This is a genomic window from Roseibium sp. FZY0029, assembly GCF_036350355.1.
Classification (GTDB): Bacteria; Pseudomonadota; Alphaproteobacteria; order Rhizobiales; family Stappiaceae; genus Roseibium.
The window spans coordinates 246,846-259,651 of the sequence record NZ_JAZDVZ010000008.1; the positions used below are offsets into that span (position 1 = coordinate 246,846).

General features: G+C 58.3%; 12 protein-coding genes and 1 pseudogene. 7 read left to right on the forward strand and 6 right to left on the reverse strand.

All coding sequences use genetic code 11. The annotated features are described in order from the left end of the window. Positions 1-54: 54 nt before the first annotated feature. From V1T76_RS22345 to V1T76_RS22360, 4 genes and pseudogenes are all read right to left on the reverse strand, one after another. Positions 55-1,161, reverse strand: a complete 1,107-nt coding sequence (locus V1T76_RS22345; protein WP_330562896.1) for a glycosyltransferase family 4 protein — start codon at positions 1,159-1,161, stop codon at positions 55-57. Further along, the gene (locus V1T76_RS22350; protein WP_330562897.1) at positions 1,161-1,307 is read right to left on the reverse strand and encodes a hypothetical protein; all 147 of its coding nucleotides are present in this window, start codon (positions 1,305-1,307) and stop codon (positions 1,161-1,163) included. The genes V1T76_RS22345 and V1T76_RS22350 overlap by 1 nt, the downstream gene beginning before the upstream one ends. A gap of 26 nt (positions 1,308-1,333) precedes the next feature. Then, positions 1,334-1,714 (reverse strand): hypothetical protein, encoded by a 381-nt coding sequence (locus V1T76_RS22355; protein WP_330562898.1) that lies wholly within the window; start codon positions 1,712-1,714, stop codon positions 1,334-1,336. Between the two features lie 791 nt (positions 1,715-2,505). Beyond that, positions 2,506-2,755 (reverse strand): annotated as a pseudogene (locus V1T76_RS22360) (integrase core domain-containing protein); the annotation flags it as partial. 184 nt (positions 2,756-2,939) lie between these two features. Between V1T76_RS22360 and V1T76_RS22365 the strand changes: the two are divergent. The 7 genes from V1T76_RS22365 to V1T76_RS22395 all read left to right on the forward strand — a co-directional run bounded on the left by V1T76_RS22365 (position 2,940) and on the right by V1T76_RS22395 (position 10,034). Continuing rightward, the gene (locus V1T76_RS22365; RefSeq protein WP_330562899.1) at positions 2,940-3,422 is read left to right on the forward strand and encodes a TRAP transporter small permease; all 483 of its coding nucleotides are present in this window, start codon (positions 2,940-2,942) and stop codon (positions 3,420-3,422) included. 2 nt (positions 3,423-3,424) lie between these two features. Continuing rightward, positions 3,425-4,726, forward strand: coding sequence for a TRAP transporter large permease (locus V1T76_RS22370; protein ID WP_330562900.1), 1,302 nt, complete (start codon positions 3,425-3,427; stop codon positions 4,724-4,726). Between the two features lie 18 nt (positions 4,727-4,744). Next, entirely contained in the window at positions 4,745-5,755 is a 1,011-nt protein-coding gene (locus V1T76_RS22375; protein WP_330562901.1) for a TRAP transporter substrate-binding protein, read from the forward strand. A 127-nt stretch (positions 5,756-5,882) separates the two neighbouring features. Next, positions 5,883-6,863 carry a VOC family protein gene (locus V1T76_RS22380; protein WP_330562902.1) on the forward strand — a complete coding sequence of 327 codons (981 nt, stop codon included), beginning with the start codon at positions 5,883-5,885 and terminating at the stop codon, positions 6,861-6,863. A gap of 2 nt (positions 6,864-6,865) precedes the next feature. Beyond that, entirely contained in the window at positions 6,866-8,359 is a 1,494-nt protein-coding gene (gene mhpA / locus V1T76_RS22385; RefSeq protein WP_330562903.1) for a bifunctional 3-(3-hydroxy-phenyl)propionate/3-hydroxycinnamic acid hydroxylase MhpA, read from the forward strand. A 4-nt stretch (positions 8,360-8,363) separates the two neighbouring features. After that, positions 8,364-9,206: a fumarylacetoacetate hydrolase family protein gene (locus V1T76_RS22390; RefSeq protein WP_330562904.1), complete on the forward strand. Its 843-nt coding sequence runs from the start codon at positions 8,364-8,366 to the stop codon at positions 9,204-9,206. Positions 9,207-9,242: 36 nt separating this feature from the next. Further along, on the forward strand, positions 9,243-10,034 hold the full coding sequence (locus V1T76_RS22395; RefSeq protein ID WP_330562905.1) for a DNA-binding transcriptional regulator: 792 nt from the start codon (positions 9,243-9,245) through the stop codon (positions 10,032-10,034). Positions 10,035-10,176: 142 nt separating this feature from the next. Here the strand turns inward: V1T76_RS22395 and V1T76_RS22400 are convergent, their stop codons facing one another. Both V1T76_RS22400 and V1T76_RS22405 read right to left on the reverse strand, forming a co-directional pair. After that, positions 10,177-10,917 carry a carbonic anhydrase gene (locus tag V1T76_RS22400; protein ID WP_330562906.1) on the reverse strand — a complete coding sequence of 247 codons (741 nt, stop codon included), beginning with the start codon at positions 10,915-10,917 and terminating at the stop codon, positions 10,177-10,179. Between the two features lie 396 nt (positions 10,918-11,313). Further along, positions 11,314-12,804, reverse strand: coding sequence for an amidase (locus V1T76_RS22405; protein ID WP_442970159.1), 1,491 nt, complete (start codon positions 12,802-12,804; stop codon positions 11,314-11,316). Positions 12,805-12,806 lie beyond the last annotated feature (2 nt).

The following is a 12,806-nucleotide window of genomic DNA, read 5'->3' on the forward strand; positions in this document are numbered from 1 at the left end:
AACGGCGAAGGTATTGATTGCGCGGGAGCCGAAAAGGCAACGGTGACCTTAAAGTCAAGCGTCAGCAAAAACCGTAAAAGCTGGACGGCCCGAGGCTTGAAGAATTGTCTCGTCCCATTTGGCGAGAACGTTTGCCGTGGAAAACCGGTCCAGCGAGGGCGGGCCGGCCTCGCAGAAAGACCTGCGCAGCTCCGGGTCGGTAAGAACCCGAATGATCGCCGAAGCAAGCGCCTCCTTGCTGCCCATCGGCACGAGCAGGCCCGTGATTCCATCCTGTACGATCTCGCCTGGACCCCAGGGGCAGTCGACGGAAACGACCGCCATTCCGCTCGACATCGCCTCGAGGACGACATTCGCGAAACCTTCGAAGCGCGAACTCAGGGCAAAGACGTCGCCGGGTGATACCCATTCGCCCGGCACTCGTGTGACACCCGAAAGGCGGACGACGTCCTGCAGCCTAAGGTCTGAAATCTGCTTTTCGAGCGCGGACCGTTCCGGACCTTCACCGTAGATTGTCAGCTCCGCATCAGGGACGCGCTCCACGACCTGGGCGAAACCTGCGATGAGGATATCAAACCCTTTCTGCCGGTCGAGCCGTCCTACCGCGACCACCCTGCTGCCGGCATCCGGCTTCGGCTTGGCGCGCGGCAGTGGCGTGACCGGATTTGGAATGACGATGGTTTTTTTCCGGACGCGGGCGGGTTGTCTTTCGCGCGCTTTATCCGTCATCACGACAATCCTAGTCGCAGCGAAGGCCGCCATGGGCCGCGTCCAGCGCCAGAAACGGCTCATTTGCTGAAGATCGAAATTGTTGCGTTCGGATATGATCGTCGGAGTGCCGGTACCCGCGGTTGCAAGGACCGTGATGACGTTGATCTTGGTCAGGAAGGAGACGACCAGATCAGGCTTGATCCTTGCCAGGCGCCTGCGCAGATCCCTTGCCCGTTGCATAGTGACAAAATGCCGGGAATAGCGGCCGCTGCGGCTCAGGCCTTCGACCTGAATGTCGGGATCATAAGAAAAATACGACGTGGAGTCGGTCGCATTGACGGCGATGACATGGACTTGATCGCCAGCGGCAAGGCGGTGGTGAGCCAGCAGGTTGACGACTTTTTCCGCACCGCCGGTTCCGAGACCCGCAAGAACGAACACTACACGCATTACGGATCCTTTCTTGCGGCAGGACTGGTGAAGCCGTTTGGTGCCGGATGCCTATTGATCTCCGACTGTTCGATAAGGTTCAGGGCTCCGGCAATTACCACTGGATGGTCGTCGACGATGGCCACACGGGTAGGCTTTGGCGTCATTGTAACGCTTCCTCTCGGATAGGCTTTCAGTGGTGAAATAAAGGAAGGAAGGCCGGTATGCTGGTCCCGTGTTTGTTCAGGGAACCTCGGATCTCGAAGGCTCCTCCGATTTCCTGAATTCGCTCACAACGGCTAACAATCTGCTGGCCGGCGCGATCGTGCAGATCTCTGGAAATGGGTTGCCGCTCGCGCTTCACGACCTGTGCCAGGATGAACGAGCCGGCTACCGATGGCATATCGCCCAATGTAGCGTCCGTCTTCTTCCGACAATTAAAAGGAAGATCGATTGACGGCAAAATTGAATTGGTGTGCTCGCCACGGTTCTTATGCACAAATGTGGTTCGACTGCTTGAGGAGAATTCGTTAATCACTAGTTTATTGATGAATTTATTATGTACTTCGCCCATTTTGACCCACCCCCACTTCGAGTAGAATCGAAATTGATTCTAGAACAAAATATCTGCCACTATATTTTTACAGGGTGTATTACACTGGAGATGTATTTCATGTGCCCTTGGTGAGCTGTAAAAAATATAAATTACCCCAGAGAATACACAGCGGAAAATATAGTGTTGCCACAAACCGTATGGTGGCGTTGATTAACAATCAGAAGGCGACTTGATTTAAGTATTTTTTTGTCGCCTTAGCTTGGCGCTTTTCAATACTGAAATAAAACCTTTCGTGTTCGTACTGTTTTCCTTCAGAGCTCTTTCCATAATCAGTGTGAAAGAGTTTTCGTTACAAGCGCGGTCTTTCGGAGATTGTTGCGCGCACTTTTCGTGCTCGCAGGTCGAACTATGTCGCCCCTACCTCCTGCAGTTCGTTCCCTCAGACTAAATGTTGAATTTGTCGCTGAGGAGCGAAGAAATAAACTTTAATCAACCATCAGCTCCGACGGCAACAAATAATACACCATTAACGCTACGCAGGGAAAGCTTCGAATGTCGAAAGATTTGCTAAAAGATGCGACATATTTTTGTCATAGATACATTATTGAATATTTTTTTAATATACTTTAGTGGCGTTAAGCTTAAATGTAATATTATTATTATTTGTATAAGTATAACTATAATGAAATATTTTGTTCAATAAAGAATATGCGTCCAATTTTGCGATGCACAGGTGACTGGAGGCCCGAGTTTCTTCCTGTTGAGCGCGGAGTCTTTTAGTTGATTGGGGTCCTCTACCCAATATGCGCTCAATGCGGGTTAGAGATTTCCGGACCAAATGAGAAACACAGGCTGGCCGCGTATTCCGATTGTATGAGGTTCGCAGGCACCTTGTTGCCGATGGCTCCATGAGGTCTGTTTTCATTTTAGTCCTTACGACGCCCCCAACTTTTTCGTTGCATCCGCAAGGCTCAGGAACCAATGGGCGTTCAGACACTCGGCCCTGAACTGGTCGCAAAAGGCCTCGATGTGCGCGTTGCCCGTCCGGTTCCCAGACCTGCATTGCGGCATTGCAGCGTGTCCGCCTGGTGGACACCTTCGTGTTTCGGGTACCTCGCTCCGAGCTGTCATCCCTATAGTCCGACCGTTGCGTTTGGGAGGACCGCAGCGTTGCAGCCGTGAAAGCCTTTGTTTTTACGGGCACTTTGACCTCCGTCTTTATCTAGAACGAGAAACGGATGTCATGGACAGCCCCCCTTTGAAAAAGATCGTCCCGAACAGTTTCCTGGCCGCTGCCGGCATCTGCTTTCTGTTTGGCACTGCCGTCACGGTCTGCGATGTCGTCCTGCGCGCGATAGCCGGGACGAATGTTCCAGGCGCCATCGAGTTGACGTCGCTTTCCATTGGCCTTGGTGCGCTTCTGTCCATGCCGGTCTGTTACGCCAAACAGGGACATGTCAGCGCAAAACTGCTTTCCGAGTTGGCACCAGCCCGCTTCGCCCGGCCTTTTGGCCTCTTGGGGAGTGTCGTGTCTCTCGGCTTTGCCGGACTGATCCTTTGGGCTGTGGGCCAGAACGCCCTTGGCAAGGCAGGTTCCCCGGAAACGACACCTGATCTCGGCTTTCCGATACCGATTGCCCTGACCGTCGTCACGCTCGCTCTTCTCGCTGCCTTCCTCGCCGCGATGGCAGGCGTCTGGTTTGTCGTTCGGAACGAAAAGGCTTGATAATGGACGGACTTCTGCTCGGCGGGCTGGGTTTCGGCGCCGCCATCATCATGATTTTTCTCGAAATTCCGGTCGCCGTCGCCCTTGGTCTCGTCGGTCTTCTGGGCGCGGCGATGATCATCGGCTTTGCCGGTGCAATGACGATTGGTGCGACCACGGTCTGGGAAAGCGTCACCAACTACACACTGACCATGCTGCCGCTGTTCGTGCTGATGGGAAATCTGGCAGCGCACAGCGGCTTGTCCGCCAAGCTGTACCAGTCGATGTCCGTACTGTTCGGTCATCGTCGGGGCGGATTGGCGCTTGCGACCATCGGTGCTTCTGCCGGTTTCGGCATGATCTCCGGCTCGTCCCTTGCCACCACCGCCACCATGGGCCGGATCGCCATGCCTCAGATGCGGCAAGCGGGCTATTCTAAATCGCTTTCGGCCGGGTCTGTCGCCGCCGGTGGCACGCTCGGCATCCTGATCCCTCCATCGACGGTTCTGGTGATATATGCATTCATCGCCGAACAGTCGATCCGCGAACTCCTGCTTGCCACGACCGGCCCCATCTTTCTGGCAATCCTTCTTTATTGTCTGGCGATCTGGGTCCCAATCTGGGCAGGGTGGTCAACTGCGCCGCAGCATGCACGCGCCCACCGCGAAGAACGCCGCGCGGCGCTGAAGGAGCTGCTGCCGCCGTTGGCGATCTTTGGCCTGATCATGGGCGGCCTTTACAGCGGCGTCTTCACAGCCAACGAGACGGCGGCCATCGGCGCAGCCCTGGTTCTGGCTTACGGGTTTCTGTCGCGCAGATTGTCGCCGAGTGGATTTCTCGAGGCCGTCAGGGATACGGCGCTGACCTGCGGCGCGCTGTATCTCGTCATGATCGGCGCTAATCTGTTCAACTTCTTTCTCGCGCTCTCTGGTCTGCCGTTCGCATTGACTGGCATGTTCTCAGGCATCATCGATCAGCCGCTCCTCGTCATTCTTCTGATGCTGGCGATCTACCTTGTGCTCGGAACGCTCATGGACAGCCTCGCCATGCTGCTTCTGACCGTGCCGCTCTTCGTTCCTGTCGCACAGGCTGCCGGGATCGACCTCGTCTGGTTCGGCATATTCGCGGTGATGGTGGTTGAAATGGGCCTCATCACACCGCCGGTCGGCATGAACCTGTTCGTTCTCAAGACTGTGTCCCCCGACATCCGGTTGACAGAGCTCTGGAAAGGCGCGGCGCCGTTCGTCACTGCCGATTTCATCCGCGTCGCCATCATCATTGCCGTTCCGGCGATCGTGCTCTGGCTGCCGCTCAATGCCATGTGACTTCAAAGGGAGGAATTCATGTTCAACAAACTGCTGAAAACCACGGCCATCGCGCTCTTCTGCGCATCATCGCTGACCGCCTCACTTGCGCAAGCCCGCCAGATGCGTGTCTCGTCGTTCGAACCGGCGCAGGGCTTCTATTCCGCCAAGATCCTTCAGCCGTGGATCGACAAGGTCAACGCCAAGCTTTCCGACGGGACTGAATTCAAGCTGTATCCCGGCTCGATCCTGGGTGCCCCGCCTGCACAGGCGGATTTGTTGAAAGCCGGTGTCGCCGATGTGGCACTGGTGGTGCCAACCTATACACCCGGTGTCTTTCCCCTCACAGGCGTGGTCGAGGTGCCCGGTATTGTCAGCAATAGCGCCGTGGGGGCTGACATTCTCAATACGTTGTTCGAGGACGGCAGCCTTGCCGGGGAATATGCCGACTATAAAGTCATCGCGCTGTTCACAACACCTTCCTACCGGTTTTTCATGGCAAGCGATCCGGTGACGGAACCTTCGCAGCTTTCCGGCCTGAAGCTGCGCTCGCCGTCGAAGTTCGGTTCCGAGCTCTTCGACATGGTCGGCGCTTCCGGCGTCGGACTGCCCGCGCCTCAGGTCTATGAAGGTCTCGAACGCGGTGTGGTCTCAGGCGCCGTCTGGGTCATGGATGCCTACCGCACCTTCCGCCTCAACGAGGTTGCTCCGAACATCACCACCACCGGCTTCATCGCCTCGCCCATGGCAATCCTGATGAACAAGACAACCTACGAGAGCCTGTCCGACGCCGACAGGGCCGTCATCGACGAGATGTCCGGCAGGGCAGCGGCGGACTGGATCGCCTCAGTTGTCGATACGACAGATGCCGAGATCGAAAAGAGTTTCCGGGAGAACGGCAAGGTCAACTTCGTCGATCTGGACGATGCAGGCCAGGCCGCCTGGGACGAGGCATTCGCGGGGGCCGCGCAAGCCTGGGTCAAAGGTCAGCCGGATGCGGACGCTGCTGCGACGGCTCTGGAGCGTGCGAAGGAAATCGCCGGAGATTGAGCCGGCCAGCGGACGGACAGGTGGCCCACAGCCTGTCCGTCCAACGGACTATGCACAATCTCGCCTGGGAGCAGGCCGTCTGCGGCGCCTAGACTGTGACATCGCAAATTCAAACAGGAAAACGACCATGGCAATCAATGCACTGGGCTATCTCGGCGTGCGCTCCGACAGGCTGGATGACTGGAGCGACTTTGCCGGCAAGCTGCTCGGAATGCAGACAATCGACCGCGGTAAAACGGCGCTCGCCTTTCGAATGGACGACCGGATGCAGCGCCTGCTCGTGTCGGATGAAGAGGGCGACACTCTCGCCTTCATGGGCTGGGAGGTCGAGCATGCGAATGACCTTCAAACCTATTCGGAGCGGCTCGAAAGGTCGGGCGTCAAAGTGACACTTGGCTCGAAGGCCCTGTGTGACCGGCGCTTCGTCGAAAGCCTGGTCGCCTTCGAGGACCCGATGGGCAACCGCATCGAACTGTTTCACAACCCGATGATCGCTTCAGAGCCCTTCCGTCCGGGCCGGCCGATAGACGGTTTTCTGACCGGCCCCATGGGAATGGGGCACGCCGTGCTGCATGTGAAGAACATTGACGTCATGCTGCCCTTCTACCGGGACCTTCTGGACTTCCACGTCTCGGATTACGGCCTCCAGCCGTATGGGCTCTACTTCTTCCATGTGAACGGGCGCCATCATTCTTTCGCAATGGTCGGATCGGGACAGGCCGGCTTCCATCACTTCATGGTCGAATTCCAGAACCTCGATGATGTCGGGCAGGGGTACGACCTTGCCCAGCTAGACGAGGGTCGTGTCGCCTATACGCTCGGCCGGCACACCAACGACTACATGACATCCTTTTACGTCAACTCGCCTTCGGGGTTCTTCGTGGAGAACGGCTGGGGCGGGCGGGTTATCGACCCCGCCACCTGGGAACCGCACGAGACCCATGACGGGCCAAGCTTCTGGGGCCATGAGCGCCTCTATCTGACCGAGGAAGGCGGGCGCAAACGCCTGCGTGACATGCGCCTTGAAGCCGCTCGGGCCGGCCGGCGTTCGCCGCCCGTCGTGGAGTGTCCGTGGCTTTACGGCGAACTTGCAAAACAGGGGAAATAACCATGGAGCATTTCGATGTCACCATTGTCGGCTATGGGCCGGCCGGCGCAACGCTCGCTCACCTTCTGGGCCAATGCGGGCTGAAAACACTCGTTCTGGAGCGGGAAAGCGCGCATTATCACCTGCCTCGAGCAGTGCATTTCGATGCCGAGGTGATGCGCGTCTTCCAGTGGATCGGCATCGCCGAAGAGATGGAAAAAAAGACTCATCACCATCCGGGCATGCGCTTCGTCGATCCGCAGGGCAAACTGCTTCTCGACTGGCCGCGGCCGCAGGGCGAAGGCCCGCAGGGCTGGCGGGCGAACTACCGCTTCCACCAGCCTGACCTTGAAGAACTGCTGCGCGACCATATGGCCCGGCGTCAGAGCGTTGTGGTACGCAGCCGCTGCGATGTGTTCCACGTAGAGGACAAGGGCGAGCGGGTCGAACTGCGCTACGAGGACATGAGTTGCGGCAGCATCGAACGTATCTCGGCACAATATGTCGTCGGCTGCGACGGAGCTCGCTCGCTCATACGCCGCTATATCGAAAGCGGCATGGAAGACTATGGCTTTCATGAACGCTGGCTCGTCGTCGACGTGATCCTGAAAACCGAAAAACCGGAACTTGGTGATCATTCGATCCAGTACTGCCGCCCCGAGAGACCGGCAACTTACGTGCGCACCCCGGGAAAGCGCCGCCGCTGGGAAATCACCGTTCGGCCCGAAGAAGACAGCGCGCAGATCACGAAGCCGGAAAACGTTTGGGCGCTGTTGTCCGACTGGATCACACCGGACGAAGCGGATCTCGAGCGCACCGCAGTCTATGTCTTCCACTCGCTGGTTGCAAAAGACTGGCGCAAGGGACGACTTCTGCTGGCTGGTGACGCCTGCCACCAGACGCCACCCTTCATGGGCCAGGGAATGTGCGCAGGCACGCGCGATGTCGCCAATCTCTTCTGGAAGCTTGCGCTTGTCTGCAAGGGCAAGGTCATGGGCAGCGACGCCGAACGGCTATTGGACAGCTACGAGAGCGAACGAAAACCGAATGCCCGCGAATATATCCAGACGGCCGTGCGCCTGGGCGGCTTGATCAACACCGCCGGAACGGAGGAAGCGCTCCGCGCCGCCCTGCCGACGCCTGACGGGTCCGCTCGCATGGAAAGCATTGCGCCCCCGCTTGGGCAAGGTCTTGGACGCGGGGAGAAGGCGGGCCGTCTCTTCGGCCAGCCACGCCTCAACGACGGAACGTTGATGGACGCTGTTTTTCCGCATCAGTTCGTCGTGGTCGCAGACGCGGAGCTTGCCGACGGCCTCACCCTGCCGGACGGCGTCGCACTGGTGACGACCGAAACCTCGAACGCAGCCGAACATCTCGCCCGCCTTGGTGCGCGGGCGACCGTCTTGCGGCCCGACCGCCACACACTTGGCGGCGCCGATACAAAAGAAGACCTCGAGGCGCTATTGGCGCTCGTGCTTCCCAACCCGATCGAAACACAGCAACCGGAAATGGCCTGACACCATGAAACTCTGCTCTTTCACCAAGGACGGCACGTCCTCCTACGGCCTGATTACCGACAAGGGGCTCGTCGATCTCGGCCGGCGCTTTGCCGAAAAGAGCCTGCGCGCATTCCTTGCCACAGGTGACATGGCGGAAGCTGCCAATTTGGCTTCGGCAAACGCGGACTTCGACCTAAAGGACGTGTCGCTCGATCCAGTCATTCCGAACCCGGACAAGATCATTTGCGTCGGGTTGAACTATCATGCGCACATCACGGAAACGGGCCGCGAAGAGACACCGAACCCGGTACTGTTCGCACGCTACTCCGGCTCCCAGATCGGACACGGCGCACCGCTGATCAAACCGCTGGAATCCGACATGTTCGATTATGAGGGCGAGGTTGCGGTGATCATCGGCAAGGAAGGCCGGCGCATTCCAGAAGAAGACGCTCTCAGCTACGTCGCTGGCTATTCCTGCTACAACGACGGTTCGGTGCGCGACTGGCAGAAACACACTCACCAGTTCATGCCCGGCAAAACCTTTGCCGGCACCGGGGGCTTCGGACCGTGGATGGTGACATCCGACGAAGTTCCCGATCCGTCAAAGCTGCATCTGCAGACGCGTCTCAATGGCGAAGTGGTCCAGGATACGGACGTCTCGCTGCTGGTCACATCCATTCCTCGCCTCATCGCCTATTGCTCGACAATCCTGCCGCTTCTGCCCGGCGACGTCATTGTGTCAGGTACGCCGGGTGGCGTTGGTGCCAGGCGGTCGCCACCCCTTTTCATGAAGGACGGTGACGTCTGCGAGGTCGAAGTGTCGCGCATCGGCGTTCTGTCGAACCCGGTGAAAGCGGAAGTCTGACTTTTTCCCGGACCCGGCCTGTGCAATGGTCCTGCCATGCTCAGTGAACCGGCAACCTCTCAAAACACAACCGGGTCCGTGCGCGCGCTCGCGCGCGGGCTTGCCATCCTGCGGTACGTGAACAAGGTGGGCGAAGCGCGCCCGGGCGAGGTGGCGAAGGCACTTGGCCTGCCGCGCCCAACGGTCTACAGGCTTTTGGAGACGCTGGAAGAACTTGGCTATGTCGCGTTTTCCGCAACGTCCAATTACGTCCGGGTGACACGTTTTGCCGCAGCGCTCGGTGACGGCTACGCGCTCACCACGGAAATCACACAAGCGGCCGGCCCCATCTTCAGCGAATATTCCAGACAGGTTGTCTGGCCGCTCGACCTCACGGTCTACAACAATGCAGCAATGGTTATCCAGGAGACGACCCACGGCCGGTCGCCGCTGTCGATCGACCGCGGCATGACGGGCTATCGACTGCCGGTGCTGCGAACCTCCAGCGGACGGGCGTATATCTCCTTCTGTCCCGATGAGGAGCGCGCGCTTATCCTGGATCACCTGCGCCGTCTTGGCGATGAGAAGGATGCCCCGTTTCTGGAAGATCGCTGGCTTTCAAGGCTGCTTGAAGAGACCCGCAATCGCGGAATCGCCATCAGAGACAGCGGCGAATTTCGCCCGGAAACCGCTTCCATTGCCGTACCGATCCGCTCGGCCGGTGCTGTTCTGGGCTGCGTCTCGCTCATCTGGATCCGCAGCGCAATGAGCACGCCGGAGGCGCTTGAAAAGTTCGGGCCGCTCGCTCTCGAAATTGCCGAGCGGATCGCGGAAGCGCTGCGCGACTAATCCATGCGCTGTGACAAGACGCTGGACAGGATAGAGGCGATCAAGCCCGCGAAGACCCTCCACAAAACAGGACACTAACAACGTCGACCGGACCGGCAGCTCAAGCCGGTCCGGTCGGATTGGTCAGGAAATGCCTGCAAGCTTATTGTTCAAGGATAAACCGGCGGCCGATTTCCTGCAGCGGCCGGGCGTTCATCTGGTAAATGCCCTGAAATTTCTTGATTTCGGCATCAGAAACCTTCAGCGGCTCTTTCATGATCGTCCAGACGACCGTCTGAGAGCAGGGAGGCGTCGTGAGCGAGCCCTCGTAGCGGAAGAAGCTGTCTTTTTGGCCCAGCAGAGACGCCGGGTCTTCCTTGCCGATTTCAGCGGAACCGCCTTCCTTTGCGGGCGCGGCATCCATGACCGCATCGAACAGGGTGTTGTCCCCACCGCCTTCGATCATCGCGCCGATAACGGCGAATTCACCGTCGTCCGCAACATTCACGAAATGGACTTCCATCGGAAACCGCTTGCCGTCGATTGCATGCTCCGAAGGCGTGTGGAAATGGAATTGTGCGAGTTTATAGTCTTTGCCATCGAGCACGATGTAGCCTGCATCGTCCGAGTTTGCCTGGATGCTGTGGCCGTTGTTGACGACGGTCCAATCGGCATCCTTGTTCCAGTGAAATTCGATATCAGCCGGATCTGCCTTGACTGCATGGGTAAGGTCCACCGGGGATTGTTCCATCCCGGATTCACAGGCTGCGAATTTCGCTGAAAGCGCGCCCCAGTGCGTTGGTCCGCCCGCTCCTTCATATGACCAGTGCTGCGGCGTTGCTGCCATAGCCGAGGATGTGAAAGCGATTGCGGCCGCAGCCGTCAAGAGAATGCGAATGTTCATGAGTTGCTCCATGTCACCCAGCGCGGCATTCACCGTCGCGCCTTCTGGGCGACTAAAGACCTAGGTACTTTTTCCTTTGAGCGGTAATTAAATAAACGTAATGAAACTATACGCGTAGACTCGAAACGGTTGTGAATGCTGCGCGTATTTCCCCTCAAGGGTATTCGCTTACCTTCAAGGTCTAAGACCTGTAGGCGACCCACCCGTTTGCCTGGCCTATTGGTCTGTTTCGGATGATGGGTCTACGACTGTCTGCTTCAGGGCACCTGCTTGTGCACTTCATCTTGTCCAGAAAGGCAATGACTGGACTTGCTTACCTTGGTGCGCGAGGCCGTACTGCTGCAGGCGACAGAGCCAGAGGGACCTGGCGCAAGATGTCACGGATCAGACGTGCCCTTAAGACTGGCTGTTGAAAGAGCGCTCGAGGATCGGTTGCGCTGTCTTGAGAGCGGTCAAGTCCGGCTTTGGCGCTCCAAACGTCTCATCACCTGCAAAGATCGCTTCGATTTCCGCCGCCACGGCGAGAACGCCGAGGTCATCGTTTTTTCTGCCGACGATTTGCAGACCGAAGGGCATACCGAAATCGTCCCGTCCCATCGGTATGGTGAGGGAGGGATGACCGGCAAGGGTTGAGGCATAGGCAAGCGCGAGCCACTGATAATAGCTTTCTGTTGCAACGCCATCGATTTCAGCCGGATAAAGCTCGTTCCAGTCTCGGGGACTGATCGTGACAGCCGGCGACAGGATATAGTCGTAATCATCGAAGAAGCGCTGCCAGTTCCTGTAATAGAGACCCTGGCGGGTCATCGCATCGGCAACGTCGAGCGCCGTATAACCAAGTCCTTCCTCGACATTTGCCATGATATTCGGCCCGAAGCGGCCGGGATATTTCACCGTATTGTCGTGGTGGGACGCAAGCATAGTGACCGCGCGCAGAACCGCGAAAATCCTGTCCGCGCCGGTGCTGTCGGGTGTATTTTCTTCCGTCAGGGAAAAGAGCGGGCCGAGCGTCTCGATGCGTTCGCGGAAGGCCCGGCGGATCACGCGTTCGGTCATCGCAAACCCGAAGTCTTCGGTAAAAGCGACCTTCAGGGACGCAAGATCCCGGCGGGGAAGCGTAACGAATTCCTCCGGGTTCCAAAGGGTCTTGCCATCGATCACCACCGTGAACGGATCAAGGGGGTCGGGACGTGCCATGACGGACAGCATCAGCGCCGTATCGGCAACGGTGCGGGCCATCGGACCGGACGTTGGCAAAGGCAACAGGGCGGTACCCCGTTTGTCGCCGGGAACGACGCCAGGCGACGGGCGGAAACCGACGACACCGCAGAATGCAGCCGGATTGCGCAAGCTGCCACCGGTATCGGATCCGGTGCAAAGCGGTGCCATGCCGGTTGCAAGCGCAGCCGCTGATCCGCCTGATGATCCGGCCGCGCTCTTTGTGGGATCGTGAGGGTTTCCTGTCGGTCCGTACACCGTATTGACGGTGTTGCCACCTGCTGAAAATTCCGGATTGTTGGTTTTGCCGAGCACCACGGCCCCGGCATGCCGCATGGCGGCGACAATGGCATCGTCCCTTTCGGCAATGTTGTCCTTGAAGAGCTTCGATCCGAAGGTGGTCGGCAGGCCGGTGACGTCGATCATGTCCTTGACCCCGAAAGGCAGGCCGTGCACCGGCCCAAGGGGCGCACCCTTCTGGACGGCCGTTTCCGCCGTCAAAGCTTCTTTGCGCAGACGATCGAAGTCCGCCGCGACGACCGCGTTGATTGCGGGATTGATCGCCTCGGTTCGCGCGATGCAGGCGTCTGCCAGTTCCACGGGGGATAGCTTCCGTCTGCCGATGAGTTGACGGGCTTCGATTGCTGTCAAGTCTGCGGGATTGGACATTT

Bases quoted from the DNA above. Each gene is read 5' to 3' on its own strand.
- V1T76_RS22345 (WP_330562896.1), bottom strand. From the start codon at position 1,161: ATGCGTGTAGTGTTCGTTCTTGCGGGTCTCGGAACCGGCGGTGCGGAA.
- V1T76_RS22350 (WP_330562897.1), bottom strand. From the start codon at position 1,307: ATGACGCCAAAGCCTACCCGTGTGGCCATCGTCGACGACCATCCAGTG.
- V1T76_RS22355 (WP_330562898.1), bottom strand. From the start codon at position 1,714: ATGGGCGAAGTACATAATAAATTCATCAATAAACTAGTGATTAACGAA.
- V1T76_RS22365 (WP_330562899.1), top strand. From the start codon at position 2,940: ATGGACAGCCCCCCTTTGAAAAAGATCGTCCCGAACAGTTTCCTGGCC.
- V1T76_RS22370 (WP_330562900.1), top strand. From the start codon at position 3,425: ATGGACGGACTTCTGCTCGGCGGGCTGGGTTTCGGCGCCGCCATCATC.
- V1T76_RS22375 (WP_330562901.1), top strand. From the start codon at position 4,745: ATGTTCAACAAACTGCTGAAAACCACGGCCATCGCGCTCTTCTGCGCA.
- V1T76_RS22380 (WP_330562902.1), top strand. From the start codon at position 5,883: ATGGCAATCAATGCACTGGGCTATCTCGGCGTGCGCTCCGACAGGCTG.
- mhpA (WP_330562903.1), top strand. From the start codon at position 6,866: ATGGAGCATTTCGATGTCACCATTGTCGGCTATGGGCCGGCCGGCGCA.
- V1T76_RS22390 (WP_330562904.1), top strand. From the start codon at position 8,364: ATGAAACTCTGCTCTTTCACCAAGGACGGCACGTCCTCCTACGGCCTG.
- V1T76_RS22395 (WP_330562905.1), top strand. From the start codon at position 9,243: ATGCTCAGTGAACCGGCAACCTCTCAAAACACAACCGGGTCCGTGCGC.
- V1T76_RS22400 (WP_330562906.1), bottom strand. From the start codon at position 10,917: ATGAACATTCGCATTCTCTTGACGGCTGCGGCCGCAATCGCTTTCACA.
- V1T76_RS22405 (WP_442970159.1), bottom strand. From the start codon at position 12,804: ATGTCCAATCCCGCAGACTTGACAGCAATCGAAGCCCGTCAACTCATC.